Origin of the sequence: Aliivibrio finisterrensis, from assembly GCF_008933155.1 — a bacterium.
GTDB lineage: Bacteria > Pseudomonadota > Gammaproteobacteria > Enterobacterales > Vibrionaceae > Aliivibrio > Aliivibrio finisterrensis.
On the sequence record NZ_WBVP01000008.1, the window covers coordinates 113117 to 138919 of the forward strand.

General features: G+C 38.9%; 28 protein-coding genes. 11 read left to right on the forward strand and 17 right to left on the reverse strand.

The window, feature by feature from the left end; translation table 11 throughout:
- Nucleotides 1-8 precede the first annotated feature (8 nt).
- The 4 genes from F8B77_RS09255 to F8B77_RS09270 form a co-directional block, all read right to left on the reverse strand.
- Nucleotides 9-245, reverse strand: a complete 237-nt coding sequence (locus F8B77_RS09255) for a hypothetical protein (RefSeq protein WP_151655110.1) — start codon at nucleotides 243-245, stop codon at nucleotides 9-11.
- Nucleotides 246-368: 123 nt separating this feature from the next.
- Nucleotides 369-719: a hypothetical protein gene (locus tag F8B77_RS09260; RefSeq protein WP_151655111.1), complete on the reverse strand. Its 351-nt coding sequence runs from the start codon at nucleotides 717-719 to the stop codon at nucleotides 369-371.
- Between the two features lie 62 nt (nucleotides 720-781).
- A complete protein-coding gene (locus F8B77_RS09265) occupies nucleotides 782-1312 on the reverse strand; it encodes a GNAT family N-acetyltransferase (protein WP_151655112.1) in 531 nt (176 codons plus the stop codon).
- A 125-nt stretch (nucleotides 1313-1437) separates the two neighbouring features.
- Entirely contained in the window at nucleotides 1438-3690 is a 2253-nt protein-coding gene (locus F8B77_RS09270) for a peptidase U32 family protein (protein ID WP_151655113.1), read from the reverse strand.
- 182 nt (nucleotides 3691-3872) lie between these two features.
- On the opposite strand from F8B77_RS09270, the gene F8B77_RS09275 reads away from it, so the two are divergent.
- Nucleotides 3873-4523, forward strand: a complete 651-nt coding sequence (locus F8B77_RS09275; RefSeq protein ID WP_151655114.1) for a glutathione S-transferase — start codon at nucleotides 3873-3875, stop codon at nucleotides 4521-4523.
- Between the two features lie 9 nt (nucleotides 4524-4532).
- Here F8B77_RS09275 and F8B77_RS09280 read toward each other — a convergent pair whose 3' ends face one another.
- From F8B77_RS09280 to F8B77_RS09310, 7 genes are all read right to left on the reverse strand, one after another.
- Nucleotides 4533-4997: a GNAT family N-acetyltransferase gene (locus F8B77_RS09280; protein ID WP_151655115.1), complete on the reverse strand. Its 465-nt coding sequence runs from the start codon at nucleotides 4995-4997 to the stop codon at nucleotides 4533-4535.
- Nucleotides 4998-5288: 291 nt separating this feature from the next.
- Complete coding sequence (locus F8B77_RS09285; RefSeq protein WP_122034607.1) at nucleotides 5289-5729, reverse strand: GNAT family N-acetyltransferase; 441 nt, start codon at nucleotides 5727-5729, stop codon at nucleotides 5289-5291.
- Complete coding sequence (locus tag F8B77_RS17525) at nucleotides 5730-5948, reverse strand: DUF6500 family protein (protein ID WP_167512794.1); 219 nt, start codon at nucleotides 5946-5948, stop codon at nucleotides 5730-5732.
- Between the two features lie 18 nt (nucleotides 5949-5966).
- Nucleotides 5967-6827, reverse strand: a complete 861-nt coding sequence (locus F8B77_RS09295) for a sulfurtransferase (RefSeq protein ID WP_151655116.1) — start codon at nucleotides 6825-6827, stop codon at nucleotides 5967-5969.
- A gap of 36 nt (nucleotides 6828-6863) precedes the next feature.
- Nucleotides 6864-7655: an SDR family oxidoreductase gene (locus F8B77_RS09300; RefSeq protein ID WP_151655117.1), complete on the reverse strand. Its 792-nt coding sequence runs from the start codon at nucleotides 7653-7655 to the stop codon at nucleotides 6864-6866.
- Nucleotides 7656-7664: 9 nt separating this feature from the next.
- Entirely contained in the window at nucleotides 7665-8084 is a 420-nt protein-coding gene (locus tag F8B77_RS09305) for a GNAT family N-acetyltransferase (protein WP_130047497.1), read from the reverse strand.
- 48 nt (nucleotides 8085-8132) lie between these two features.
- Nucleotides 8133-8579, reverse strand: a complete 447-nt coding sequence (locus F8B77_RS09310) for a GNAT family N-acetyltransferase (RefSeq protein WP_151655118.1) — start codon at nucleotides 8577-8579, stop codon at nucleotides 8133-8135.
- Nucleotides 8580-8765: 186 nt separating this feature from the next.
- Between F8B77_RS09310 and F8B77_RS09315 the strand changes: the two genes are divergently transcribed.
- On the forward strand, nucleotides 8766-10481 hold the full coding sequence (locus F8B77_RS09315; protein WP_151655119.1) for a chitinase: 1716 nt from the start codon (nucleotides 8766-8768) through the stop codon (nucleotides 10479-10481).
- A gap of 85 nt (nucleotides 10482-10566) precedes the next feature.
- Here the strand turns inward: F8B77_RS09315 and F8B77_RS09320 are convergent, their stop codons facing one another.
- The 4 genes from F8B77_RS09320 to F8B77_RS09335 all read right to left on the reverse strand — a co-directional run bounded on the left by F8B77_RS09320 (nucleotide 10567) and on the right by F8B77_RS09335 (nucleotide 13912).
- Nucleotides 10567-11055 carry a hypothetical protein gene (locus tag F8B77_RS09320; protein ID WP_151655158.1) on the reverse strand — a complete coding sequence of 163 codons (489 nt, stop codon included), beginning with the start codon at nucleotides 11053-11055 and terminating at the stop codon, nucleotides 10567-10569.
- A 213-nt stretch (nucleotides 11056-11268) separates the two neighbouring features.
- Nucleotides 11269-11664: a copper resistance protein gene (locus tag F8B77_RS09325; protein WP_151655120.1), complete on the reverse strand. Its 396-nt coding sequence runs from the start codon at nucleotides 11662-11664 to the stop codon at nucleotides 11269-11271.
- A 120-nt stretch (nucleotides 11665-11784) separates the two neighbouring features.
- Nucleotides 11785-12219: a hypothetical protein gene (locus tag F8B77_RS09330; protein ID WP_151655121.1), complete on the reverse strand. Its 435-nt coding sequence runs from the start codon at nucleotides 12217-12219 to the stop codon at nucleotides 11785-11787.
- Between the two features lie 136 nt (nucleotides 12220-12355).
- Nucleotides 12356-13912, reverse strand: coding sequence for a BCCT family transporter (locus tag F8B77_RS09335; protein WP_151655122.1), 1557 nt, complete (start codon nucleotides 13910-13912; stop codon nucleotides 12356-12358).
- 329 nt (nucleotides 13913-14241) lie between these two features.
- On the opposite strand from F8B77_RS09335, the gene F8B77_RS09340 reads away from it, so the two are divergent.
- Genes F8B77_RS09340 through F8B77_RS09350 form a run of 3 tightly spaced genes read left to right on the forward strand, consistent with a single transcriptional unit; the run spans nucleotide 14242 to nucleotide 16702 of the window.
- On the forward strand, nucleotides 14242-14631 hold the full coding sequence (locus tag F8B77_RS09340; RefSeq protein WP_130047502.1) for a PepSY domain-containing protein: 390 nt from the start codon (nucleotides 14242-14244) through the stop codon (nucleotides 14629-14631).
- A 32-nt stretch (nucleotides 14632-14663) separates the two neighbouring features.
- Nucleotides 14664-15320: a response regulator transcription factor gene (locus F8B77_RS09345; RefSeq protein ID WP_151655123.1), complete on the forward strand. Its 657-nt coding sequence runs from the start codon at nucleotides 14664-14666 to the stop codon at nucleotides 15318-15320.
- A 17-nt stretch (nucleotides 15321-15337) separates the two neighbouring features.
- Nucleotides 15338-16702 carry an ATP-binding protein gene (locus tag F8B77_RS09350; protein WP_151655124.1) on the forward strand — a complete coding sequence of 455 codons (1365 nt, stop codon included), beginning with the start codon at nucleotides 15338-15340 and terminating at the stop codon, nucleotides 16700-16702.
- 244 nt (nucleotides 16703-16946) lie between these two features.
- On the opposite strand, the gene F8B77_RS09355 is transcribed toward F8B77_RS09350, so the two are convergent.
- Nucleotides 16947-18989, reverse strand: coding sequence for a sensor histidine kinase (locus tag F8B77_RS09355; protein WP_151655125.1), 2043 nt, complete (start codon nucleotides 18987-18989; stop codon nucleotides 16947-16949).
- Nucleotides 18986-20407, reverse strand: coding sequence for a sigma-54-dependent transcriptional regulator (locus tag F8B77_RS09360; RefSeq protein WP_151655126.1), 1422 nt, complete (start codon nucleotides 20405-20407; stop codon nucleotides 18986-18988). Before F8B77_RS09360 ends, F8B77_RS09355 begins: the two co-directional genes overlap by 4 nt.
- Before the next feature lie 281 nt (nucleotides 20408-20688).
- On the opposite strand from F8B77_RS09360, the gene F8B77_RS09365 reads away from it, so the two are divergent.
- The 6 genes from F8B77_RS09365 to F8B77_RS09390 all read left to right on the forward strand — a co-directional run bounded on the left by F8B77_RS09365 (nucleotide 20689) and on the right by F8B77_RS09390 (nucleotide 25691).
- Nucleotides 20689-21510, forward strand: a complete 822-nt coding sequence (locus tag F8B77_RS09365) for an ABC transporter substrate-binding protein (protein WP_151655127.1) — start codon at nucleotides 20689-20691, stop codon at nucleotides 21508-21510.
- 3 nt (nucleotides 21511-21513) lie between these two features.
- The gene (locus F8B77_RS09370) at nucleotides 21514-22212 is read left to right on the forward strand and encodes an ABC transporter permease (RefSeq protein WP_151655128.1); all 699 of its coding nucleotides are present in this window, start codon (nucleotides 21514-21516) and stop codon (nucleotides 22210-22212) included.
- 12 nt (nucleotides 22213-22224) lie between these two features.
- Nucleotides 22225-22932 (forward strand): energy-coupling factor ABC transporter ATP-binding protein, encoded by a 708-nt coding sequence (locus F8B77_RS09375; RefSeq protein ID WP_151655129.1) that lies wholly within the window; start codon nucleotides 22225-22227, stop codon nucleotides 22930-22932.
- The gene (gene mobA, locus F8B77_RS09380; RefSeq protein ID WP_130044571.1) at nucleotides 22910-23494 is read left to right on the forward strand and encodes a molybdenum cofactor guanylyltransferase MobA; all 585 of its coding nucleotides are present in this window, start codon (nucleotides 22910-22912) and stop codon (nucleotides 23492-23494) included. Before F8B77_RS09375 ends, mobA begins: the two co-directional genes overlap by 23 nt.
- Nucleotides 23491-25272, forward strand: a complete 1782-nt coding sequence (locus tag F8B77_RS09385; RefSeq protein ID WP_151655130.1) for a bifunctional molybdopterin-guanine dinucleotide biosynthesis adaptor protein MobB/molybdopterin molybdotransferase MoeA — start codon at nucleotides 23491-23493, stop codon at nucleotides 25270-25272. The genes mobA and F8B77_RS09385 overlap by 4 nt, the downstream gene beginning before the upstream one ends.
- 86 nt (nucleotides 25273-25358) lie before the next feature.
- Complete coding sequence (locus tag F8B77_RS09390) at nucleotides 25359-25691, forward strand: PBPRA1643 family SWIM/SEC-C metal-binding motif protein (protein WP_105054831.1); 333 nt, start codon at nucleotides 25359-25361, stop codon at nucleotides 25689-25691.
- The last annotated feature ends 112 nt before the right edge of the window (nucleotides 25692-25803 follow it).

Consider the following 25803-nt stretch of genomic DNA (forward strand, 5'->3'; position numbering starts at 1 on the left):
TTACGTAGTTATTTGATTCGTATATCTAGCTCACTGAGTAAAGAAGGAAAACCCCATTCATTTTCATTATCAATAACAATTTCTTTGGTAAGGTATGCAGTCATGTGCTTGCTGACCGAACCGATATCAAAAACTGTTTTATTATCTTGTATTGAAAAATAACTTGAAAAATCAAATTCTTTTGCGGGTAAGGTTGAAGAAAACAACAGAGGTAACACAAGGAGTGTAAATCTAGATTTATTCATGGAAGTCCTCGACAAAACTCATTATATGAATTTTATAGAATACTCCCATTCCAATTTTATTCTGCTTAGATCGTAAATAGTACGATACAGTTATTGCTATCATGTAATGATAGTTTTAATTGATTACAGCCCGAAACCAATTTTAGGTTGACGCCGAACAGATCGAACGCCCCATGGCGCTAAATCAGGCTTTGGTTGACCTTCAAAATCACCTAAACAAATATAGCCTTTTGATAAGTAACGATATAAAAAATCACCACCATCTAGTGAGCCTGTTTTATCATCACCGAATGGAAGTTGAATGCGCTCAACACGTAGATCTGGTGCTTTTTTAAAGGCAGGATAAGCTGTTGAGTTCACTGCGCGTGAATCTAAACTAGTCAACAGTGCCTTATCTGACATTTTTGCTTTCATGCGAGAAAAAATCATGATCATTCGTTTTTGTCGCTCAGAAGAGACAATTATCATTTCCATTATCGAAATTCCTTTGAAACAAGAAAGTATATATCAAGCCCCTCCCTACGGCTACGCTCAAACTACATAACGCCTAAGAACTGCTTAATTAAATAACGATATTCATAACAATCAATTATCTCACCATCTACAATGGTAAATTCAGGTTTAAATCCCACCTGCTTAAAGCCATTTTTACTTAGTACTCTTTGTGAGGCTAAATTATCTGTCGCTGTAGTCGCAATTAATTGGTTCAGTGCTAATGTCTCTCTGGCGACATCAATCAACAATTTAGTTGCATAAGTAGCGAGTCCTTGAGAAACAAATTCCTCTCCAATTCGATAACCAATAAAACCGGATTCTTTTTCTCTATTTATATTATAAAGATTGGCTCGCCCACAAATGGTTCCTTTGGCATTTTTCAGTAACATTGGATAAATTCGCTCTTGTTCATATTCAGAAAGATAAAAATCAATGTGCTCTTTGATCCCTTCTTCACTGAAAAAATCCTCATCTCGCGCTTCAATATAGGATTCAAACCATTCTTGGTTGGCCAATTCAAACTCTAATAACGCTGCTGCATCTTCTATTTTTAGTAGTTGTAGTGTCACCATAGTCAATTCCCTCAGTGTTGGTAATTGTACTTCTGCTATATCAAACTTATCTTTATTACTAAATTATAGACAAAAAAAACCGCGAGGAACTATCGCGGCTTTTTTTGTCATTTATAGACTAAGTCTTACAAACCTTGTTGGTATTGGTTATTAGTGTTAATTGGAACCATAGTGAATAATTCATCTTGTACACTTACATCGCCATTAACTAGCTTTTCAAAGTGTTTAACTAACTCAATCTTATCGGCTTGTTCTTTAGAACCACCACCGATGTTGGTTAGATCAATGAAAAATTCATCAAATAAATCAGATAAATCTGTCACGATATCCATATTCAAGAACTGTTCGTGGTTATAGATGCTTGGGTAGCCACCTTTTTGTTTATCTACCGCGAACGAAATGCCTTTCACGTTAGTAATTGTGGTGGCTTTCTCACACTTCAGCATACAACCCGCTTCAATCGCTGGTTTATTACAGCCTACTGTTTGTTGGAAGAAACACTGACGGCTTGTCATCATTAAAATTGGGTGATAAATACTGTACGCCAATTTGAAATTTTCAGGACGACGAATGTGCTTCATCTGACCTTTATTGATCTCATTTGAAATAAACGCACCTGCACAATTTAGTGTTTCTTTCATTGTCACTAACGCGTGTGAGTTCGTTGTATTTAAGAATGGACCAGCAACCCACTCAATACCCATTTCAAAAGCTTTGTAAGCAATACCTGTATTGTTGGTTACGATACGAGCCGGTTTTACTTCTTCAAGTACTTTAACGGCTTCGTCGTAGTCTTTACCAATAAGAACCGCCGGGAACCATGGGATCAAACGTGGGTTTTCTAAGAAAATATTGATGTACTTACGATCACGTTTTTTGAAGCTTTCTGGTAACTTGAAGTAAATATCCGCATCTGTTGCATCGCAGACATTTAAGTCAGCAACATCAGCAATCAGCATTGATAACTTAGGCTTCTCTTCCACTTTTGGATAGACAGGCAATGCGTCAACTTCAGTATGTTTAATAACTTCTTTAGACCCATTCATCAAGAATGCGACTTGATCTTTAATTTCTGTCAGCTCTCGGAATGGAACCGCTAAGTTTTCACCTAACTCAGAGAAATCATAACCTAGTAATTCATAGTTAGGGTTAATCACGCCTTTAAAGCGTTTTTCTAGCTCTTTTCCTGTAATCGCTTTTTGACCAGCTTGGCTCAGTAGTGATGTTGATTTCACTTCAAACGTTTCTTGATCATCTTGGCTTGGCGTAACAACGACCGTTAATGGTTCGCCTAACGTTGCCTTAAAAGCAATAGTAACCGCAATTTTATCGATGCTTAATGACTTCACTTTTTCTTCAAGTGTCGCACCCAGTGCATTTTTAGCGCTGTAAAGATCTTGTTTAACTTCTTGAATTTGTACTACATCAATCGAGTTACTCTGCTCAACCGCGTAGTTTACGCTGTTATCACGAGGGTTATCGATGAACATGTCTTTAGTCAAATTGCCTTTCAAGAATTTGTTGGTTAAGCCACGGTTGAATACTTTATGAAGATTTGAGTCATCTTCATATAGCTCACCTGTCTCAACAAATTTATTGATATTTTTACGCCAGTTTTCAACCACGGTATATACGTAGTGAGCGCCTTTAATGCGGCCTTCAATTTTCAATGAGTCGACTTTTGCATCAACTAATTCAGGAAGTTCAAAATACGCTGAGTTATCTTTTAAGTTTAATGGGTATTTAGTACCTACGTTCGTGACTTCGTATTCATCACGACACGCTTGACTACAACGACCACGGTTACCTGAGTTACCCACACTTACTGAGCTTGAGTAACATTGACCAGAGAATGCAATACACAAAGAACCATGAACAAATACTTCTGTTAGCATGTCATGTTCATGAGCAACCGCTGTCATCTCTTTAATTTCATCAATGTTCAATTCACGAGATAAGTTAACACGTGACGCGCCAACTTTTGAAAGGAAATGAAGTTGACCTTCATTGTGTGTCGTTAACTGAGTAGAAGCGTGAACATCTAATGTTGGGAAGTGCTTTTTGATTAGGTTAAAGACACCTAAATCTTGCACGATAATACCATCAAGTGTTGTATTAACTAATTGATTTAATAACTTAACTAATGATTTGATTTCGTGCTCTAAAATAACAACATTTAGGGTCAGAAATACTTCACAACCGTATTCATGAGCTAATCGCAATACACCATTTAGCTCATCAAATGAAAGATTGGATGCGCGGTTACGGGCGTTAAAGATATCTAAACCACAGTACACGGCATTTGCCCCTGCAACGATGGCCGCTTTAATCGCTTCAACATCACCACCAGGTGCCAATAATTCAAGTTTTCTACTCATTATGAAATTGCTCGCTTCGGTTTTTATGTAATAATTTTTTTGAGGGGGCATTCTACTCGCCTCACGCTTTTATTACCACTCATTCGGCTTTTATTGATCTAGATCATAAAGAAATAAGGCTGGATCTCGCCATTTATTCCGTTAATATCGTTTTAATTGCTTTAACTTTTGAGTATTTCATCATGATAACGCCTATTCTTTACTCTCTTCGACAATGTCCATATGCGATGCGTTCTCGTCTTGCTATTTTGCATGCACAGCAGACTGTGGTGCTGCGCGATATTGATATGAACAATAAGCCTGAAGAAATGTTGTCGATTTCACCAAAAGGCACTGTTCCTGTATTGCTACTGGGTGATGGCTCCGTAATCGATGAAAGTCTTGATGTGATGGTATGGGCGCTCACCCAATCAGATCCTAATAATTTGCTCTACTCACACGATGAGACAAAATTCACTCAGATGCTTGATGTCATTAATCAAAGTGACAATGAGTTTGTGGATGCATTGCAAAAATATCGCGCAGCCTCTCGCTACCATGATACGAATGAAGTTGAATGCAGAGAACGATGTTGTGAATGGTTAATGACGATCGAAAAGGCGTTATCTCAGCATGCTTATATTATAGGAGAAACACCGAGTTTGGTGGATTACGCTATCTTGCCCTTTATTCGTCAGTTTTCACGAGTCGATAAAAAATGGTACGCTCAAGCTCCACTTCCTTATTTAAGAGCGTGGTTGGTGAATCATTATAATGACCCTACTTTTTCAAAAGCGATGTTTACACACCCAAAATGGCAGAAAGGATCTGAGAAGATTATTTTTGGGGAATAACCGTCTTTGTTAACCCCCAAGTTGTCCAGAATAAAGCAGTGAATGTTCCATCTCGACAAAGTGTTCATCTTCTCCGATAATTTTATACCCTAACCCGTGATAAAACTGGATAGCTTTAGGGTTATTTTTAAATGAAGAAAGGCTTATCTTAGTGACCCTGTCACTGAAATGATGCTGATAGCATCTCATGACAGAAGCACCTACTCCTTTGTTTTGGTATTTTTTAAAAATGATAAACAGATGAACATGTGCTTTGTTAAGATCCAAATGAGTACAAATTAACCCTAAACGCTCTCCGCTAAACATAACCCAATCAAACCACTCTTGAGGGTATGAATCGAAAAAGCGTTGTTGTTGAAAAGTTTCATCCCAACCAAGTGAACCTTCGACTATAGAATAAAAGTACGTTTTATATATTCCAAACAATGAGGGATACTCACACAATGTGACTTTTTTAAACGTAATTCTTTCCATTGAGTCATCCTTTATTTTCAGCTTATTATTTCAAAGTATCATCTATAATAACTTGGTTTACCTATTCTTTGATTGTAGACCATAAAGAGTGATTTTTTACTCTAGTTCAACCTAGCTCTTTATACCAATCACAGTAAGTAAGTGAACAGAAATAGCGCAGGAAAAATGCTTGAGAACAAGGCGACATTTTCGATAAGTAGTTATTCTACAATCAAAAATTTCGACGCAGTTATCGAGTATTTTAACCAGCTAGGATGGTCAGTTATTTACTACGATTGGTATTACTATACGTTAGCTGATCATTCTTTTTATAAACATAATTTTACTTTTATCTGTTGTTCCTTTGTCTTCGTAACCAGAAACATGATAACCACTTGAAATCAGTAGCTGTAACATTGCAGGGTAACGATTCATAGATTTAACGCTAATCGCTGTATAACCCTGATTATGCGCCCAAGACTCCTGTGCTAAACGTAGTTGTGTCGCTATACCATTTTTGCGAGCTGTTGGAATAACGCCACCAAGCCAGCTGTAAAATTCAAAGTGTGATAATTCATAACCCATTTTATACGCCACAGGTTGCTCATTATGTGTCGCTATTAAAATCAAATGTGTTATATCACTTAACCGTTGTTCTAGTTTCTCTTTGGTATTTCGACCATCAAATTCTGGGATCTGAGCATCTACCTCGAGTACATCTTCTATTGTGCCTTGGCGAATTTCTATTTTCATTTATTGCCCATCTTGAATCATGGCTTTTATCTTAATTGCTTTTTCAAAGTGATCTAATTTATGGGTAGCAATCCACCACGTAGCCGCTTCCATTAATAACTCTGGATCACCGTTTTTATTGGCAAAAAAAGCATAAAAAGATAAGCCTACATTATCCCCTTTTTGCTCTATTTTCTTATCACACACCGTGATGATTTTTGCTCTTAAAATGTCTCTCATAGATCACCCTCATTTTAATTACTCTATCGGCAACGAGTGATTAGTTCCCCAATCCGCCCAAGAACCATCGTATAAAACGACCTCTTTATAACCTATTGATACAGCAGCTAACATCAAAATACATGCTGTTATGCCTGAACCGCAACTGAAGTAAATTTTTGTATCTACTGAAGGTACGCGTTCCTCAAAAATAGTTCGTAATGTCTCTTCGTCTTGGTATGTATAGTTATCTAACAACATAGAAAAAGGGAGGTTTTTAGAGCTTGGGATATGGCCACTACGAACACCTTCACGTGGCTCTAGTGCTTTGCCTAAATAACGCAGTTCTCCACGAGCATCTAAAATTGCAACATCGGTATTTATTACGCTAAGTACTTCGTCCGAGTCACACGCTAAGCCTTTCACCACTTTTGCAGTCGCATTACCTAATATCGATGTTGTTGTGTATTCTGATGCGGTTTCTCTTCCCTCTTTGAGCCATTGAGGTAATCCACCATCCAAGACATAAACATGTTCAAATCCCATTACCTTAAACGTCCACCACGCTCTTGGTGCAGAATAAATACCTTGGTTATCGTATATAACAACCATTGAATCAGAATTAATACCTAGATTCTGTATTGCCTGAGTAAACTGCTCTTCATTGGGAAGCGCATGGGTTTGAGAAGATGTATGATCACAAAAATCGGCTTCTACATCCAATTTACGCGCTGTAGGTAGGCAAGAAAAAGTATCATAAACTAACGGCTCTTTACCTACGACATTCGCCATATAGGCATCCACAATAACGAGATTCTCATCGTCAATATGCTGAGCTAACCATGTCGTTGTTACTAATGATTTAGCTACTAATGGCTTAGTTTCAATTGGATTACTCATCATTCTCTCCTTAATTTGAATCGCGTTTTTTGTTAATTAACATTCATCGTAAGTAATTTGCATCACATCAGGGTAAATAAACTCATAACCCAATGCCTTTTTAATTTTTTCATTACTGATGATTTTAAACGTTTGAGTGTCTGATTCGATAAACTCAGGTGTACTCACCCCTATTCGCTGAGTTGCTTGGGTATAAAACTCGCGTTTACTTGGGTGACTATCAGCACACGCATTAAATAAGTCGTTCCATTTTTCTTGTTTGATTATCTGTGTAATTAACTCTACGCAATCGTCTTGGTGGATCATATTTACCGGTGCATCTGGGTTACTCACAGAACGACCACTTTTTTGAAAAAATCGCCCTGGATTTCGTTGATATCCCACTAAACCACTAAAGCGGATCACCGTTGTTGTAAATACCGATGATTGACAAAACAACGATTCGATTTGAAATAACGCAGAAGATTCAGAGGCCGCAATATCTTCAGTAACCACTCCATTATTATCCGCATATACCGAAGTTGAGCTAACAAAAACCACATGCTTAATAGATGAAGACTCTAAGACACGGATCAAAGCACTAAAGCCAGTTTGATTCTTAGATGGGATCGCGATAACTAGAATATCTGAATCTAGAAATGATCCCCATGATTGCTCTGTTATCTCACCATCAATATCCAAAACATATGGAGTAACAGAGACTGCTTCCAAAGATTCTATTTTTTCTTCACTGCGAACAGAGCCTTTAACAGCAAAGCCATTAGTAACTAAATGTTTTGCTAACGGTAAGCCTAACCAGCCACACCCTAATACACTGATTGATGTCATGATCTTTCCTTAGAATAGCTTCAACTGACTTTCATCGGATAAAACCCATGCACTGTTGTGCGCTTCAAAACCAATTTTGGGGTAATAACCTTCTGCTTGTGGGGCAGCTAACAAAATCAACTTACAGTCAGAAGAGACTTCTTCTTTTGTCACTAAGATAAGGTACTTACCTACACCCATTGATTGAATGCTCTCATCAACAGCTAAATCAGATAAATAACAACAGAAATTAAAATCTGTCACTGAACGAGCAATACCAATGAGTTCGCCATCTCCCCATGCCGTAACAATTAAATTTGAGTTATCTAACATGGCTTGTATTTTTTCAATATTATCAATGGGGCGACGTACACCTAAAGACGTTTTCTTTAGCAAGGTTATAAACTGCTCAGCACTAATCGGTTCATTTACTTTATAATCGATTTCCATATTCTCTCCGTCTCAATCTTGTTAATTCTTTAAAGACACAATAACAAGTTATTCAACAATATCTAGGGCAAGAACTAAACGATCTTCACCAATATCAAAATAGTCTTGCTCTTCTTCTACTAAGTAAAAGCCATATGATTGATATAAGGTATACGCTCCTGTATTTTTAGGGCACACCGTCAATAATAATCGCTTATATTGTTTGGCATTCTCAATCGCTGTTTCTAATAATTTTTTACCTAAGCCACAGCCTTGTGCGCTCTTTGATACTGCCAACGATAATACCCAAGCATCTCCTTTAGTTTCACTCGATGGCACTTGCAACACATACCCTGAAACCTCACCTGCTTTTTTAGCCACAAGTAAACCATCAGACCAACAGTCAAAGGCTTGTCGAATAAAAAAAGAAGGATATCCATGCGTACCAAACGCTTCTGTTTCTATTTCATAAACTTTCTTTAAATCAATTTTCTCTGCTGCTCTGACACTTACCATTAATATATTTCCCTGACTGTAGCGCTAATCACATTGCGAATATGCTTTCGCTTATAATTTATACTCTTTGAAACAACTCGCATAGTTAAAACTGATTCATGTTTCTAGATAACCGAACCTTATAAAAACTTCTATAGTTATTCTAACTTATTTTTATTCTATAAATAACGACAAGGAAAGTTATCCATGTTTAAACTCGCTATACTCCCTTCGTTACTTGCCTGCAGTTTTGCAGCCAATAGTTTCACAATGAATCCTCAACCAGATCCTGAAAACCCAACAGGTTATGTTGTCTCTAAAGCTGAAATTAAGGCTGCTGAAGATGCGAAAACATTAGACCCTATGTACGACGTATGGGCTAAAGCGCTAGAAACATTGCCAAATGCTGCAGTAGAAGCCATTGATGCCAGTGTTGCAACCAACCCAGCTAACGTAAAGCGTGTTGAACGAGTTTTCCCACAATCTGAATGGTTCTTCTTAACTCAAATGGCAGCGCCTGAATATACGTATACACGTTTCTTGCGTGCTATTGGTAAGTTCCCTGCTTTTTGTGGTGACTATACGGATGGACGCGACGCTGATGCTATTTGTAAAAAATCAATCGTAACGGCATTCGCGCATTTCTCTCAAGAGACTGGTGGGCATATTGCTATTGATAACGTGTCAGATAACCCTCTTGCGCTTGAAGAATGGCAACAAGCCTTAGTCCATGTTCGTGAAATGGGATGGTCTGAAGGTCAAGAAGGCTATACCACAGGGTGTGGCCAAAATGACTGGCAAAATAAACGTTGGCCATGTGCGGCTGGTGAAGGCTATTTTGGCCGTGGTGCAAAACAATTATCTTACCACTTTAACTACGGCGCTTTCTCTGAAGTCATGTTCGATGGCGATGCTACTGTGTTGCTCAATAATCCTGGGCTAGTTGCTGATTCTTGGCTAAACCTAGCATCAGCCGTTTGGTTCTTCTTAACGCCTCAAGCACCAAAACCTGCCATGCTGCATGTTATTGACCGTACTTGGACCCCTTCTCAACGAGAAACTGATGCAGGCATTGGTTATGGGTTTGGTACAACAATTAATGTCATTAATGGCGGTATTGAATGTGGAGAGCAGAACAAAGACAAAGGCCAGCCAGTTAACCGTATTCGCTATTGGGAAGGGTTAGCACAACATTACGAAATCCCAGTTGAAGCAGATGAAGCAAATACGTGTTGGCAACAAACCCCTTATGGCAGTTTGAATCTAAATGGTGCGACCGATGTACTTTACACTAACTGGGATGGTAACTGGAAATACTACCCTGATCGTCCAGAAGGCGCTTCTTTTGAGTGTGAATTAGTTGGCTTCCAAACTGCATATTCCGCACTTGTTCCTGGTGACTATGAAAAATGTGTCACTAACTTCTATGAGTCTCACGCTAACTGGCCTGTAACTCGTGTTGTTGAAACGCTTCCAACGGATCCATCAGAGCCAACCGACCCGACGGATCCAACAAACACGTGGGATGCAGGCAAGGTTTATAACACTGGCGATCAAGTGGTTGTAAATGGTGTAACTTACCAAGCTAAATGGTGGAACCAAGGTGATAACCCTGCAACGAGCACAACAGGTGTTTGGGAAGTGATCAGTGGGACTCCAACAACACCTGTCGACCCTACACCTGTAGAGCCTACACCGCCAACGCCTGTTGACCCTACTCCAGTAGAGCCGACGCCACCAGCACCGGTAGAGCCAACACCTCCTACTGAACCAACAGATCCATCATCTACATGGGATGCAACAGTCACTTATAATACGGGTGACCAAGTAACCGTTAATGGTGTTACGTATCAAGCTCAGTGGTGGACTCAAGGTAATAACCCTGAAGCTTCTGGTGAATGGGGAGTTTGGAAAAGAGTGTAATACTACCTAATTAAATAGATGTTTAGGTGTTTAAACGTAAAAAGCCCTTCAGCGTTAACTGAAGGGCTTTATCATATTAAGTGAACTAAGCAGTAACTGGTGTTAACGACTTAGCTTGTGTCTCTACATACCAAAATGCCAATAATGATACACCCCAAAATTGGAACAAATATTGAACATCTGAAGCCCCTGCTAATGTTTGAGAAACAGCCATTGATGCTGTAACAAACAAAGAAGACAACAAACCTGCTTTCAATAATGTTTTAGGCTTATTCGGTAGTATTTCTAATTTCAAAAATGAAGCAATTAGAAGAAAAACGGGTAAAATCTGTAGAGCAATCAATACAGGAAACAAATAGTCATACATAGGTACCAATAATGCGTTTGTTAATGGCTTTTGCGACCATGTACCTGCTATATACTCTTTCCAGCCATCCCAGCTGTCACCGTGTCGTGTTCCAAATAAAATGCCATAAAACTTATCAACCACCCCATTTGAAAACCAAAATGGTGCAAACAACATATAGAATGGTAAATATTTAATAACATCAATCGCTTTTTCTAATTTTTTCATCATAATTTCCTAAGTAAAATAAAAATAATTCATTCATTTTTATACCAATATAATTAGTTAAATAACCTATTTATTACGCAGGAAAATTACTTAGACGAAGGCGAATATTTTAATATGTAGTGATTCTACAATACGTATTCTTCGCGCAACTATTGAGTGATTTAACCAGCAATAATGTTCAGATGACTATTGGAATTGGTATTACTTAAGTTTTTATTCCAGAAAGACACAAAATCGAAGATGCCGCCGTCGAACCTTTTGAACTTGCTGTTCTAGTGGCTCAAAAAATAAGGGAGGAGCATGTAAAAGAGGGGTAAGAAGTAGAGCAACACCAAGCAGCAACCACGCACATAACAAAAGATCATGTATGCTATTTTCAAATGACAGTAAGTGTTCAACTAAATCACATTTCTGAGCAACTTGTTGAGTTCCAGTATCAATAGTCGAATCAAGCTGGTGCACTCTCGCTTGCGCTTCAATTAAATGGTCTTGGCAGCTAGATGTAACTCCAACCAATTGACTAAAGCAAATGAACACACTTAAAAGAACAAAGCTTAATAATAGCTTTGCTCTAGAATGTTTATCTCTATTTGAAATAAGTGCGGTCATAATAATCATAATAGTAAATCGAAGGACAATTAAACCAGTTTGAAAAAATAAACTCTATGATGTGTATCAGTTTTTACTTTATAAATAACAAATTACGCAAATTACAATAAATAAATTAACCTACACTCTCGTCTGAGCTAACTTAAGATAGGAATGCAACTCGTCATTTTTATATTCAATCGCTGAGTGAATATTAACGCTAGAGTTTGCCACAATTACAAAATCGTATTGGTTTTCACCTTTAAATATTGATACATACAATAAGCCATCATCTAATACCCAATGGCCCACCGTCTTTAATCTATCAAATAAAGTAAACTCAGTTAAGCTGCCATTTTTGGTGAAAATCAGCTCTGTTATATACCCTGCCGTGCAACTTTTTATCCAATGAGCATCATAGATTTCTGGTAGCTGAAACTCTCTCTTTGTTGCTAACCATTTTTTATATTCATTATCTACAAATTCGCCACCATCAAGAGCTGACTTATCAATTATAGAAGTCTCTTTTATTTCACGGTAAAAAAGTTGCAGCAGTATTTGATCTTTGTCTAACATCTATTTACTCCTAATAATTGAAGAATGCCCCCTCCCTGATCTTGGAAAGAGTAACCATTTCACTCAAATAGCAGGCAATAAAAAAGGCTTACCACAGATTATGTGATAAGCCTCCCATTCGTTCTATGTTTCTATCTTATACAGTCGCTGTTTTTTGATTAACTGCTTCAGATTGATTCTCTTGCTCGGCACTTTTCATTCGTAATACAGCAATAGGTGCTGAAATCAATGCAAAACCAAGTAGGATTGAAACTGGAACCGCGGTGATCACAATGAAAGATTGTAGAGCATTTAATCCACCATCCCCTGCAATCAATAATACGCCGGCAACAATACCCATCATTAACGCCCAAAATAGACGTTGGAAACGTGATGGTTTATCAGTTCCCTCTACAGCCATTGCAATTGAATATGCCATTGAGTCACCTGTTGTAGCAACAAACGTCGTCGTAAGCACTAAAAATGCAGGAATTAATAACCAGCTTAGTGGTAATTGCTCTAATGACGCTAACAGTACTGCAGGTAAACCCGCTTCTTGTAATGGTCCAGAGATGCTACCTGGGGTTTGTAACTCAAGGAAGATCCCTGTACCACCTAGTGCCGAGAACCAAAAGTTTGTCGCAATAGGAGCAATAATTGCCACGGTAATCACTAACTCACGAACGCTACGACCTTTAGAAATTCGCGCAATAAAGATAGCCATCATTGGTGCAAAACCAATAAACCATCCCCAGAAGAACCAAGTCCACCACGAGTTCCATGCAGGATCTGCGGTACTTAAGCTCATTTCTGGTAGGTGTTGAATATAGTTACCAAATGCAAGACCAAACTCAGTAAAGATAAAACTTGTTGGGCCTAGTACCAAAATGGCTACTAATAAAGTGACCGCGCCAATAACATTCATTCGGCTTAACCACTGTAAGCCCTTGTCCATCCCCGTAAAGGCTGAAACTGAATAAATTGCCACAATCATAGATAAAAGACCGATTTGACTCATCAGTGAACTTTCAAGTCCTGTCAGTACCGTTAAGCTGTAACTAAGTTGCGTTGCTAAGAAACCAATTGGGCCAATTGTACCAGCGGCAACCGCAATAATTGAACAAGCATCAATCAATGAGCCTAACCAATGATTTTCAAGTTTGTTGCCTAAAATTGGATATAGCAAAGCACGGGGACGCAATTTAACGCCACAATTATAATGTGCGTACATTAGTACAATCGTACTTAATGTGCCTAATACAGCCCATGCTAGAAAGCCCCAATGCAAAAAACTTTGGCTTAACGCAGGCGCTACGGCTGCAAGGGTGCCAGTTTTAACATCAGAAAAAGTTGGAGAAGGTGTAATGAAGTGAAAGATTGGTTCAGCAGCTGACCAGAAAACGCCACCGCCTGCAAGTAAGGTACACATGATCATTGCGACCCATTTGAACGTACCGAACGTTGGTTTTTCTTCACCACCCATCTTAATTTTGCCATAACTGCTCATCGCTATGATAAGAGCTATAACAAATGTGATGATCATTAACCACTGCCACCATAACCCAAACATGGTCGATGCTGACATAAATAAGGTTTGAATCGTTGCTGTAAATGTTGAGAGATCAACAAGAGCAAAGAGAAGGAATAAAAGGATAAATCCTATAGTAAGTGTTGGAACTAGTTTATCGCTATTTTCATTGCTATTTTTAAACATGGGTATCCCACTTGATGCGTGAGGGATGGAACTCTAACAGCTTAAAAAACGTAAAACCAGTGAAATATTTTTAAAAAAGGCAAAAAAACAGTCAAATATTTATGATTTTAATCACTAAATTTAAAATTTAAGCCATAAAATCAACAACCTATAAAATACACCATAAAACACCACAACAACCTATAATAATTTACACATTTATCAAAATAACTCATTGTGATTAGAGAATATTGAACTTTTCTTATCCGACTATCTTCAGAATAAAATTCATGTTCTATTCATCTTCGCTGTTTTATACTGATGCTGTATTGACTTAATTAGGAAGCATCATGCTAAAAAAATCAGCCTTATACCTTGCTGCCCTATTCACTTTTTTCCCATTATCACAAAGTGCTTTTGCGAATGCTCACCCTGATGGACATCAGCTCATTCAAGATGTTCATCAAAATGGCGCTAAAATAGATATCGATGAAGATCAAGATGAAGTTTATGACGCAGTTCAAGCCGGTTTGGTAAAGCCATTTTCTGAGCTTTACGCTATGGTTGAGAAAGACTTCCATGGCCGAATTATCAAAGTAGAGCTGGATGAAGACGACAATGAATGGACCTACGAATTAAAACTGGTACATGAAAACAATATAATCAAAGTTGAATATGATGCAGCAACGTTAGCAATTACAGAGATTAAAGGCCGCGATATTCGCGCAGCTCTTAAATAACAACAAAAAAGATAATCACTAAGAGAATAATAATGAAAATTTTAGTCGTAGAAGATGACCCACGCTTAGGTGAACAAATTGTAGAAACCTTAGAAAGTGCTGATTGGGTTCCAGAATTATCTCAAGATGGTGTCGATGCTTTATATCGCGCAACAACAGAAGAGTGGGATGCGATTGTTCTCGATCTTGGCCTACCAAAGTTAAATGGACTAACCGTATTGAAAAGTATTCGAGATGAAAACATCAATACACCCGTCATTATTCTAAGTGCTCGCGATACCCTATCTCAGCGTGTTGAAGGGTTAAATGCAGGGGCCGATGATTATTTAACCAAACCTTTTGAAATGGTTGAATTAATCGCTCGGATTCGCGCTCAATTACGTCGCGCTTCTGGTAACGCTTCTCCTATTTTAAAAATTGGGGAATTAAGTTTAGATACTCGTAGCTCAAAAGTGTTATGGCAAGAACAAGCAGTAAGCTTAACGGCATTAGAGTACAAAGTTGTTGCCTACTTTATGCATAACCCTGAGAAAGTTATCTCTAGAACTACCTTAGTTGAACACATTTATAAACAAGATTTTGATCGTGACTCAAACACGGTTGAAGTATTTATCGGTCGAATTCGTAAAAAAATATCACCACAAATTATTAAAACGGTTCGTGGTCTTGGCTATCAACTAAACCCTTAGAATATAAAAGGTCTACTGTGAATACATCACCGAGACAATTCAAAGATACCTTCAAAAAATTGAGTCTAAAAAGCCGCTTGCTTCTTGCTGCGGCTTTTTGGCTATCTGCCATGATATTTGCTGCGGGAATTGGTATCCCTAAATTAGTAAACGATTATCTAGTCCAAGATGTAAAAAGTCAGTTATCGCTTTCAATGGATGAGATCACCGCTAATATCGAAGTGAATAGCGAAGGTAATCTCATCATGCCATCGCGTTTATCTGATCCTCGCTTTAGTCAGCCTTACAGTGGCCTTTATTGGAGCGCATCAACTAAAGGTGATGATCTTCGTTCGCGATCTTTGTGGGATAAAAAGCTCACATTCAAAGAAGATAATTTATCTATTAACCCAAAAGTGAAAGGCGCTAATAACGAAGAACTTATTTATATACAAAAAAATATTTACCTTCCTGAAATTAAACAGCCAATAACCATCACTGTTGGTCTTGATGAAGATCCATTAGAAAAAACCTTACATCAACTTACAGGCCAGCTCTGGATCATTCTTGGCTTATTATTTAGTGGGGTTTTATTTCTTATCGGTATTCAAGTCAGTTGGTCACTTCGCCCTCTAGCTAAAATGCAATCTGAATTAGTGATGCTGCGTAAAGGTGAACAACAGGCATTAAGTCAGCATTATCCTCAAGAAATCGCGCCATTGGTTTCTGATCTCAACGCACTATTATTTCATTACCAAGAGTTACTTGAACGTGCTCGTCATCATGCAGGTAATTTATCTCATTCATTAAAGACGCCTCTATCGGTACTTAAAAATGAATTAGAATATTTGAGCGTTGAAGATAAAAATCGTCTGTCTGCCCCTATTGCTCAACTGCAAGCACATATTGATTATCACCTTAGTCGTGCTCGCATGGCAGGTTCAATGAATATCCTCTCAGTGGCTACCTCACCCTCTGAACGAGTAGATGCGATCTCAATGGCGTTTGATAAAGTCTATGCTGAACGTGAAGTGATATTAATAAATGAGTTAGACAGTGAAGATCATATCGCCGTCGATAAAACTGATCTCGATGAGATGCTAGGAAACTTACTTGAAAATGGATATAAATGGGCACATTCAATGATCCGTGTTCATTCTAAGCAAGTTGAAGCAAATCAAATTCGTATCATAATTGAGGATGATGGTAAAGGCATTCCTGAATCAGAGTTTGAGCAAGTCATTATACGCGGTATCCGTTTGGATGAAACGACTCCAGGAACAGGTCTTGGGCTAAATATCGTGAGTGAAATGGCGTACAGTTATCGCGGCTCGCTTGAATTATCAAAGAGTACAATGGGAGGACTAAAAGCCACCCTAAGATTCCCACTAGTAAAAGAGTGAAAATATTAAAAAGAGAAAAAAAGGAAAGCCACACGTCTCAAAATGTGGCTTAATTTGGAACTGTTCGGGGTCATAACCGGACGTGCTAACTATCTAATATCACTAATTAAATTTCAAGACTTTTTATAAACACTCCGCTTAAAAAAAAACCAATATGAGACCTTAGTGCATAAATTTGTGAGTCAGATAACATTTCTTTTCTGGTCGTTCTTACTCACTTACCGATCCTATCCTAGTATTACGATTAACCTACCAAATTATCGTATTGCTGCTGATTAGACTTTGTTGGCAAATAAACCGTAAATACCGAGCCTTTTTCAAGTTGCGAGCAAACTTTAATTTCCCCATCCGTTTGGCTGAGTAAACTCTGAGATACAGAAAGACCAAGCCCAGTACCCTCTCGTTTGGTGGTATAAAATGGGTCAAAGATCCGACTTAATTGCTCTGAAGTCATTCCACTACCAAAGTCTTCCACTTCAATAATAGCACCACGTTCTTCGCCTTCTTCACACCATGTACGGCTTCGAATGATCAACTTCCCCTTGCTGTTCATGGCATGAATACCATTCATCTGTAAATTAACCAATACTTGTAGCAGATGATGGCGATTCACTTCTACTCGTGGTGGCTGTTCAAAATCAAACTCCACCTCAATATCTCGCTTATGCGCCCCGGTTCTAACTAAGGTCACACTCTCTTCAATGATAGGGTTAATGTATTGCCAAGTAACTTGATCTTGAATCCCACCTTGTCTGCTATATTGCAACAAACTGCGCGTGATATTACGAATTCGATCTATCTGCTCCATTATCGTATCAAGCTCTTCTGAAATAACCTCTGCGCCCTCCCCAAGCTCATACTTAATCAACTCAGTGTTACCTAAGATTACGGCGGTTGGGTTATTAATCTCGTGCGCAATACCAGCGGTAAGCTCCCCTAAAGAGGCCAACTTCTCACTCATGATTAACTTATCTTGAGCTTGTTTGAGTAACTTAATGTATTGCTCTAACTCAATGGTTTTTTCATGCAAACTGGCGGTTCTTGATTCCACTTTTGATTCGAGTTCTTTTGAGGCTAGTTGAATTTCCAAATTTCGTTGCTGAAGTTGATCAAGCATGTTGTCAAACTGCTGAGCTAAACTTGCAAGTTCATGATGATTATTAAGACCTAAATCGCCAATACGAACGTCTTTTCCCATCTGTACTGATTTAACAACATAATGGATTTTTTCTATTGGCTGAAAGAGATCCCTAGCACCTCGATGTACAAAAGTAGTCGATAATAAAAGAGTAATTAATATTGTTACTCCTGCCTCAACTAAATTTTGAAAATATTGTTTTAACAGTGGCCACTCAAGGTAGCCGGTATAGAGCATTCCGATCACCTTATCATTCATGTCTCTAATTGGTTGATAAGCGGAAATATACCAAGTGTTATATACATAAGCCCTATTAACCCAGCGCTCTCCATTTTCTATTACGTTATTTTTTACTTCCGCAGATACCATCGTTCCGATAGCACGGCCTTGATTGAGTGATTTATTCGCAAAATCATTATGTAACGGTACGTTCGTACTAATACGTAAATTATCTAGAAATAACGTTACTGTCCCGTAGTTATCAGCGGCTAAATCGCCCTCTGGATAAATTAAATCTCGAATGCGGTCAACTAAAAAGGTGCTATTATTTAAAAGAATACCGCTATCTACAATCCATTCTAAATGGCCGTGTTCATTAAAAATAGGAATTAAAGTACGGCTGATTAGTCCTCTCTTTTCTATGCTGTTGTCTTCTTTATTGACAACATAAGCTTTAGATGCCAATACAGGTGAAATATTTTTTAAAGTATCTGGTTCCATGACTTGGAAAAATGTCCGAGAGATCCCCAACGACAATGCTTTTACAATAGTTGCAGGTAACTGATCTACATAACTAATGGGGTGAAGCGCTATATAATCTGAATTGTACCTCCCCGCTTGATCTATTACCCAGTTTGTAAAGTCAGAATCTTTCTCTTTTAGTTTAATTTGAAATGGATAAGACTCAACAAAACCGCGAAGCTCTGCTCCTTGCTCTTTCTGTAAAAAAACAATGCTATTATTGGCAATAGAAAGTTTGCTTCCTACATCATTGAGTGCATTTTGCCAGGTATAATGTACCGACCAGAATGCGGTAATAACAACCAGCGCAAATAGAGTTAAAAACAGTGGCACCGAGTTTAACCACAATAATCTATATCTCACCATGGTTTGAACACGTCGCTTCCATAACGACAAAGACAGCATCATGCGATTTCTTCACTCCACTCTTTAAATTTTCTTTCTAATGTTTTACGAGCGACGCCAAGTTGCCTTGCTGCAGCAGATTTATTTCCATCGTGCAGATCCACTACCGTGATGATGTGCTTCTTTTCAACTTCTTTTAATGTCCATTGCTCAGGGTATTCATCCATTTCTGGCATACACGAACATTCCGTTGGTTCTTTATCGATGATTTGCTCTTGGTTAGATGATTGGTGCTGCAATGGCACATCACCTTGAAGACTAACCCAATGATCTACTGGCGGTTTACCCAGTAAAATACAACGCTCAATCATATTTTTTAACTCGCGGATATTACCGGGCCAATCATACTGAGCCATAGCGACGATATCTTCGTGAGCCCAATGAATCGGTTTTAATCCCATTTCTTTTGCTATCATGTGTGAAAAGTGTTCTGTTAAACAGGCCAAATCCGCTTTACGTTCACGCAGAGCAGGTAAAGATACCGTTAGAACATTTAAACGATAAAAGAGATCTTTTCTAAAATTACCCTTTTCTACTTCTTTCACTAAATTACGATTGGTTGCTGCTACAATACGAACATCAACTGGAATTTCTTTTTCAGAACCCACGGGGCGAATGGCTTTTTGCTCTAAAGCGCGTAAAAGAGAAGATTGCATCCCTATTGGCATTTCACCAATCTCATCTAAAAATAGAGTTCCACCGTTAGCAACTCTAAATAATCCCTCACGTCCTTTTTTAGCTCCAGTAAAGGCACCTGATGTATGACCAAACAGTTCACTTTCAAGAAGATCAGGCGCAATAGCCCCACAGTTAAGGGGGACAAATGGACCGTTACGGTGACTTAATTGGTGTAAGCCACGAGCCACAAGCTCTTTACCTGTACCTGATTCACCTTCAATAAGAACTGCTGCATTTGATGGTGCAAATTGAGCAACCATCTGTTTTAGCTCTATGGTTTTTTCCGCATTACCGATCATTTCAATTGGGTTGTTTTTTTCCACTTCTCGCTGTAATACAAAATTAGTGCGTTCAACTAAACGACGATCCATACAACGCTTCACCGCTTGCAGCATATTTTCAAGATTAAACGGTTTTAAAATAAAATCAGCAGCACCTAATCGCAATGCCTGAATTGCAGTACCTAACTCTGCATACCCGGTCATAAATATGACGTCGTAGTTTCGAGAGTCAGAAGCTATACTCTCTTGCCACTCTAATCCAGTTTGGCCTGGTAAATTGATATCAAGAATAATCAAATCAAGATGGTGAGATTGGCGAATAGCTTCGGCATCTTCAATGGTTCCAACAGTATGAACCTGTCCAAATTGTTTACTTAAAGCTTTTTTTAGTATGGTCTGCATACCTACTTCATCATCAACAACAAGCACTGAAAATGCATTCCAATCTAATTTCGAGACCATAGAGCTTCCTAATTTATACGCTTTAACGAGATATGTGGGTCAAAATGTCCTAATTATTCTACCCTGTATTCTACAAAATGTATCCTTTCGTGTGAGACATTTTGTCCTAGTCACATTTTTTGTAGGGCTTTTATGCCAGGATACCCATCAATCGCTTAAATATCATTAAGTTAAAGATAGTACTATCAATATTATTTCTGGCATAGTGATTGCTTTAATGGCGATGAGTCTATTCATTTATTGCACTTGCAGTAATTTTAATAACACTACATGGATATAACATGAACAATAAAATCAGTACGTTTACAGTGATGGCTATCCTGGCTCTTGGTTCTTTTTCTGCAACCAACGTATATGCAGATGATGCTAGTATCGTTCGTCTTGCAACGACAACAAGTACTTACCACTCTGGTTTACTTGATTACCTATTGCCTGAATTTAAAAAAGATTCTGGCTACGAAGTTCAAGTATTGGCAGCGGGCACAGGTAAAGCGCTAAAAATGGGCGAAAATGGTGATGTTGATTTAGTAATGACTCACGCCCCTAAAGCAGAAGCAAATTTTGTTGAAAAAGGCTATGGCGTTGATCCAAAAGCATTAATGTATAACGATTTTGTTCTAGTTGGTCCTAAAGCCGATCCTGCACACATTCACGGCATGAAAGACGTGACTGCGGCATTCAAGAACATGGCGGAATCAGACGTTACTTTCGTTTCTCGCGGTGACGACTCTGGCACAAACAAAAAAGAATTGATTTTATGGTCTCAAGCTAAGATTGAACCAAACTTTGGTGGCTACAAAGCCGTTGGCCAAGGTATGGGACCAACATTGAACATGACTTCTGAGCTACAAGCCTACACATTAACAGACCGTGGTACTTGGCTAGCTTACCAAAACAAACTTGATCTTGAGATCATGGTTGAGGGCGACAAGCGTCTATTTAACCCTTACCAAGTGATTCTGATTAACCCTGAGCGTTACAAGAACTTAAATACGAAAGGCGCTCAAGCATTCAGTGATTGGTTAATTAGTGATAAAGGCCAAGCAATGATCGATAGCTTTACTCTTAATGGTAAAAAACTGTTCACTGCGGACGCTAAATAATCCATGACTATCTTAGCCACCTCTCACGAAGCCATTCAATTACTGTTTAGCGGTGATGCTGCATTATGGAGCATCGTTGGTGTTTCATTTTCTGTCTCACTATTTGCAATGGCAGTTGTGTTATTGCCAGCACTCTTGTTGGCGTTTGCGCTTGCGTATGGCTCGTTTCCTGGGCGGTGGCTACTGCTCTCTATTATTAACACATTACAGTCAGTACCTACTGTTGTGATTGGCTTATTGCTGTATATGGTTCTTTCTCGATCTGGGCCTCTTGGCGATTGGCAACTACTTTTTACTCAAGAGGCGATGGTCATTGGTCAAATGTTCATCTGTTTCCCTATCATGGTTGCCATGATGCACGGCGCATTTCAACACAGTGACCGACGAGTGTGGGAAACCGCATTTACCCTCGGCGCTTCATTACCACGTGCTTTTGGTAGTTTAATTTGGGAAACGCGATTCCCTATCCTAGCCGCCGTTATTGCTGGGTTTTCTCGAATTATTACTGAAGTCGGCTGCTCTATGATGGTCGGTGGTAACATCCTTAATGCAACACGAAATATTCCAACCGCAATCGCTATGGAAAGCCAAAAAGGTGCCTTTGCTCAAGGGGTTGCCCTTGGTATTGTGCTATTGATTTTAGCTTTGGTATTAAATTTTTTACTCTCTATCACTCGTGGTAAAGGGTATTTACGTACTTAGTAGGCATAAAAAATGACAATAAGAATCACTGCCGATAATCTATCGATGCGATTTAATGATCGTGTGCTTTTCCATATCCCACATTTATCATTAGGACCAAAAGAGTCTGTCTATTTACGTGGCGCTAATGGTGTAGGTAAAACAACACTACTTAAGATTTTATCTGGATTACAAACGCCAACATCAGGAAAATTAAGCCTCAATCAACCACACTGGACTGCACGTTTGTTTGGTCGCTCAGGCAATAATCAAATTGTGTACCTGCATCAAAACCCATTTTTATTTGATGGTACGGTTTTCGATAATGTTATTTATGGCATGAAATACACCACCATGAATAAACTTGAAAAACGCAATATGGTGATCAATGCGCTACGCATGGTTGGCCTTGAAACGTTAGCTGACGAGCATATTTCTGTTTTATCTGGTGGTGAAAAACAACGTGTCGCTATGGCACGAGCTTGGGTGCTAAAACCTTCTATACTGCTAATGGACGAGCCAAGTGCCAGTGTTGACCAAGAATCCATCGATTTATTGGTTATTATGGCGAAAGATCTCCTTGAACGTGGCTCTAGCATTGTCGTCACCAGTCACCAAACCAACGCATTAACTGAAATTTGTCATCGTCAATGGACCATTTCAGACGCAAAGCTGATAGAATCAACCCCATTAAAAGTGATCGTTAGCAAGGATAAATATGCTCCAGCCAAAGCAAACTAGTTGGGTAATTTTAGCGGGTGGACAAGCTCGTCGTATGGGCGGTAAAGATAAAGGGTTTGTTCTATTTCAAGATAAACCGTTAATTGAGCACGCTTTAGATACATTAACACCTCAAACTGACCAGATTGCCATCAATGCTAACCGCAGTACTGAAGAATACTCACGTTACGCGGTCACCTTTCCAGATCAGTTTAGTGAATACCCTGGTCCATTGGCAGGAATGCATTCTGGCCTAATAAATATGAATTCTGACTGGGTTGGATTTATTCCTTGTGATTCCCCTAACCTTCCGAGCAATTTAGTTTCATTGCTTTGCGATGCGGTAAAAGAAGACACTGATATTGTTGTTGCTCACGATGGTGAGTACATGCAACCTGTCGTCACTTTAATGCACAAACGCATTATTCCTAAAATTGATGCCTTCTTAGCGCGCGGTGACAGAAAAATCATCCTATTATACAAAGAGTGTAATACCGTATTTGCTGATTTCTCTGACTACCCTAATGCTTTTATCAATTTGAATAGCCCTCAAGAACTCGAACAATTTGGATCTTTATTATGAGCTTAACGACTGCGTCTATCCCTTTATTGGGTTTTGCTGCTTATAGCGGCACAGGTAAAACGACATTATTAGAAAAGCTATTACCAAAACTGACTGATATGGGACTAAAAGTCGCAGTCATTAAACACGCTCATCATAATTTTGATATCGACCAAGAAGGTAAAGACAGCTACCGCTTACGTAAAGCGGGTGCAAGCCAAATGTTGATTAGCTCTCGTTTTCGTAATGCGTTGATTACTGAAACGCCTGATGAAGAAACGACCTGTCAACAACTCATCAATAAGTTAGATCAAACTGAACTTGATTTGATTCTTATTGAAGGCTTTAAACAGCTGCCATACACCAAGATTGAATTGCATCGTGATGAAATAGGCAAGCCTTGGATTTTCCCAGAAGATAACAACATTATTGCGATTGCCTCTGATTCCAAAGCCAAATCAGAGCTACCGCAAATGGATATCAATGATACCGATGCTATCACTGCGTTTATTGCTGACTACGTAAAACAGCATCAGCATAAACAACAAAGTAATTTATCAGCTAATTGTGATGAATTATCTCCTGCGTTTTTATCTGTTAGCCAGGGAAGAGCTAAGATTTTAGAAGCAATTACTTCTCTAAATTCACAAAGTGATGTGTCTTTAGTTGAGTCGATTAACGCATTAGCCGCTCAAGATATTTTATCGCCGATTAATGTTCCTCAACATAACAATTCAGCAATGGATGGCTATGTGATTTGTGGTGATGATTTAGAGCGCGAAAGCTATACGGTCGTTGCTGAAATCATGGCAGGTCACAGCTATGATCGCCCTCTTCAGCATGGTGAAGCCGCAAAAATCATGACGGGTGCGCCTGTGCCTGAAAATGGTAATACGGTGATCATGCGTGAACAAGCGATTCAAGAAGCTGACCAAGTACGTTTCGACGCGGGTAAATCAGGCATTCGTAAAGGGCAAAACGTTCGTTTAGCTGGTGAAGACCTTGCTATAAACCAAATCTGTGTAGCAAAAGGCTCACGCATTACGGCTCCTGAAGTGGGCATGCTGGCGTCTTTAGGTATTGCTTCTGTCCCTGTTATCGTTAAAACAAAAGTGGCTATCTTCTCGACAGGTGATGAAGTTCAAGCGCCGGGTGAAGCACAAAAAGCCAACTCTATTTACGACTCTAACCGCTTTACGCTGACGGCGTTATTACAGAAAATCGGTTGCGAAGTGATTGATTTCGGTATCATTGAAGACAGTGAAGCCGCTTTAGAATCAACACTTTCTCAAGCATCACAACAAGCAGATATGATCTTATCTTCTGGTGGTGTGTCGGTTGGTGATGCGGACTACATCAAAACGATTTTAGATAAGTTGGGGAATATTAACTTCTGGCGTATCAATATGCGTCCGGGGCGCCCTCTTGCCTTTGGTCATATTGGTGATACCCCTTTCTTTGGTTTACCGGGCAACCCTGTTGCAGTAATGGTGGCGTTTTTACAATTTGTTGAGCCTGCATTACGTAAACTTCAAGGCGAAGATGACTGGAAACCTGAGACTTTTACGGCAATTGCTAAAGAGTTTATTCGCTCTCGCACTGGCAGAACGGAGTACAGCCGTGGTATTTACTCTATTAACCAAAATGGTCAAATGGAAGTGGTAACCACAGGTAAGCAAGGCTCTGGGATCTTACGTTCGATGAGTGAAGCCAACTGCTTAATTGAAGTGCAACCTGAGGTTGAATCAGTGGCTATTGGTCAGAAAGTGACGATTATTCCGTTGGGTTCGAGAGTGTAAATAAATTAGTATTCTAGTTTATTGCTAGGCACTTTGATGGTATAAAGTGCCTAAAATACCGTGTTCAAAAATTATAAGGCTCCAAGATGTCTAAAATGTTCTTCAAAGGTCGTATCGAAACTCGTCAAAACCATGTTCTTTCTGGTTTTAACACCAAGCGTGACGTTAAGTTAGGTACTGAAGAAGCACCACTAACTTTAGTTGTTCAAACAGAAGAGCGTAAAGTTGAAATTGAAGCGCAGCTTACTGAGCACAACTTATTCGCAAACATCGAAGTGAATGCTGAGAAAGAAGAAAATATTCTTGAGCTTGAAGGCGTTTTAAACAAGCCAAAAACAACTCGCTTTGAAAAAACACCTAACCGCAACGAACCTTGTTCTTGTGGTAGCGGTAAGAAATACAAAAAGTGTTGTGCTTAATAACGACTCCGTTATTTAACTTTTAGCTAAACAGCTGATTGTATTTCAAAAAAAGAGCCTCTGTTTATCTGTTAGTAATAACAAACAACATGAGGCTCTTTTTGTATCTGCA

Coding starts and splice junctions, on each gene's coding strand:
- F8B77_RS09255 (WP_151655110.1), bottom strand. CDS start 245: ATGAATAAATCTAGATTTACACTCCTTGTGTTACCTCTGTTGTTTTCT.
- F8B77_RS09260 (WP_151655111.1), bottom strand. CDS start 719: ATGGAAATGATAATTGTCTCTTCTGAGCGACAAAAACGAATGATCATG.
- F8B77_RS09265 (WP_151655112.1), bottom strand. CDS start 1,312: ATGGTGACACTACAACTACTAAAAATAGAAGATGCAGCAGCGTTATTA.
- F8B77_RS09270 (WP_151655113.1), bottom strand. CDS start 3,690: ATGAGTAGAAAACTTGAATTATTGGCACCTGGTGGTGATGTTGAAGCG.
- F8B77_RS09275 (WP_151655114.1), top strand. CDS start 3,873: ATGATAACGCCTATTCTTTACTCTCTTCGACAATGTCCATATGCGATG.
- F8B77_RS09280 (WP_151655115.1), bottom strand. CDS start 4,997: ATGGAAAGAATTACGTTTAAAAAAGTCACATTGTGTGAGTATCCCTCA.
- F8B77_RS09285 (WP_122034607.1), bottom strand. CDS start 5,729: ATGAAAATAGAAATTCGCCAAGGCACAATAGAAGATGTACTCGAGGTA.
- F8B77_RS17525 (WP_167512794.1), bottom strand. CDS start 5,948: ATGAGAGACATTTTAAGAGCAAAAATCATCACGGTGTGTGATAAGAAA.
- F8B77_RS09295 (WP_151655116.1), bottom strand. CDS start 6,827: ATGAGTAATCCAATTGAAACTAAGCCATTAGTAGCTAAATCATTAGTA.
- F8B77_RS09300 (WP_151655117.1), bottom strand. CDS start 7,655: ATGACATCAATCAGTGTATTAGGGTGTGGCTGGTTAGGCTTACCGTTA.
- F8B77_RS09305 (WP_130047497.1), bottom strand. CDS start 8,084: ATGGAAATCGATTATAAAGTAAATGAACCGATTAGTGCTGAGCAGTTT.
- F8B77_RS09310 (WP_151655118.1), bottom strand. CDS start 8,579: ATGGTAAGTGTCAGAGCAGCAGAGAAAATTGATTTAAAGAAAGTTTAT.
- F8B77_RS09315 (WP_151655119.1), top strand. CDS start 8,766: ATGTTTAAACTCGCTATACTCCCTTCGTTACTTGCCTGCAGTTTTGCA.
- F8B77_RS09320 (WP_151655158.1), bottom strand. CDS start 11,055: ATGAAAAAATTAGAAAAAGCGATTGATGTTATTAAATATTTACCATTC.
- F8B77_RS09325 (WP_151655120.1), bottom strand. CDS start 11,664: ATGACCGCACTTATTTCAAATAGAGATAAACATTCTAGAGCAAAGCTA.
- F8B77_RS09330 (WP_151655121.1), bottom strand. CDS start 12,219: ATGTTAGACAAAGATCAAATACTGCTGCAACTTTTTTACCGTGAAATA.
- F8B77_RS09335 (WP_151655122.1), bottom strand. CDS start 13,912: ATGTTTAAAAATAGCAATGAAAATAGCGATAAACTAGTTCCAACACTT.
- F8B77_RS09340 (WP_130047502.1), top strand. CDS start 14,242: ATGCTAAAAAAATCAGCCTTATACCTTGCTGCCCTATTCACTTTTTTC.
- F8B77_RS09345 (WP_151655123.1), top strand. CDS start 14,664: ATGAAAATTTTAGTCGTAGAAGATGACCCACGCTTAGGTGAACAAATT.
- F8B77_RS09355 (WP_151655125.1), bottom strand. CDS start 18,989: ATGATGCTGTCTTTGTCGTTATGGAAGCGACGTGTTCAAACCATGGTG.
- F8B77_RS09360 (WP_151655126.1), bottom strand. CDS start 20,407: ATGGTCTCGAAATTAGATTGGAATGCATTTTCAGTGCTTGTTGTTGAT.
- F8B77_RS09365 (WP_151655127.1), top strand. CDS start 20,689: ATGAACAATAAAATCAGTACGTTTACAGTGATGGCTATCCTGGCTCTT.
- F8B77_RS09370 (WP_151655128.1), top strand. CDS start 21,514: ATGACTATCTTAGCCACCTCTCACGAAGCCATTCAATTACTGTTTAGC.
- F8B77_RS09375 (WP_151655129.1), top strand. CDS start 22,225: ATGACAATAAGAATCACTGCCGATAATCTATCGATGCGATTTAATGAT.
- mobA (WP_130044571.1), top strand. CDS start 22,910: ATGCTCCAGCCAAAGCAAACTAGTTGGGTAATTTTAGCGGGTGGACAA.
- F8B77_RS09385 (WP_151655130.1), top strand. CDS start 23,491: ATGAGCTTAACGACTGCGTCTATCCCTTTATTGGGTTTTGCTGCTTAT.
- F8B77_RS09390 (WP_105054831.1), top strand. CDS start 25,359: ATGTCTAAAATGTTCTTCAAAGGTCGTATCGAAACTCGTCAAAACCAT.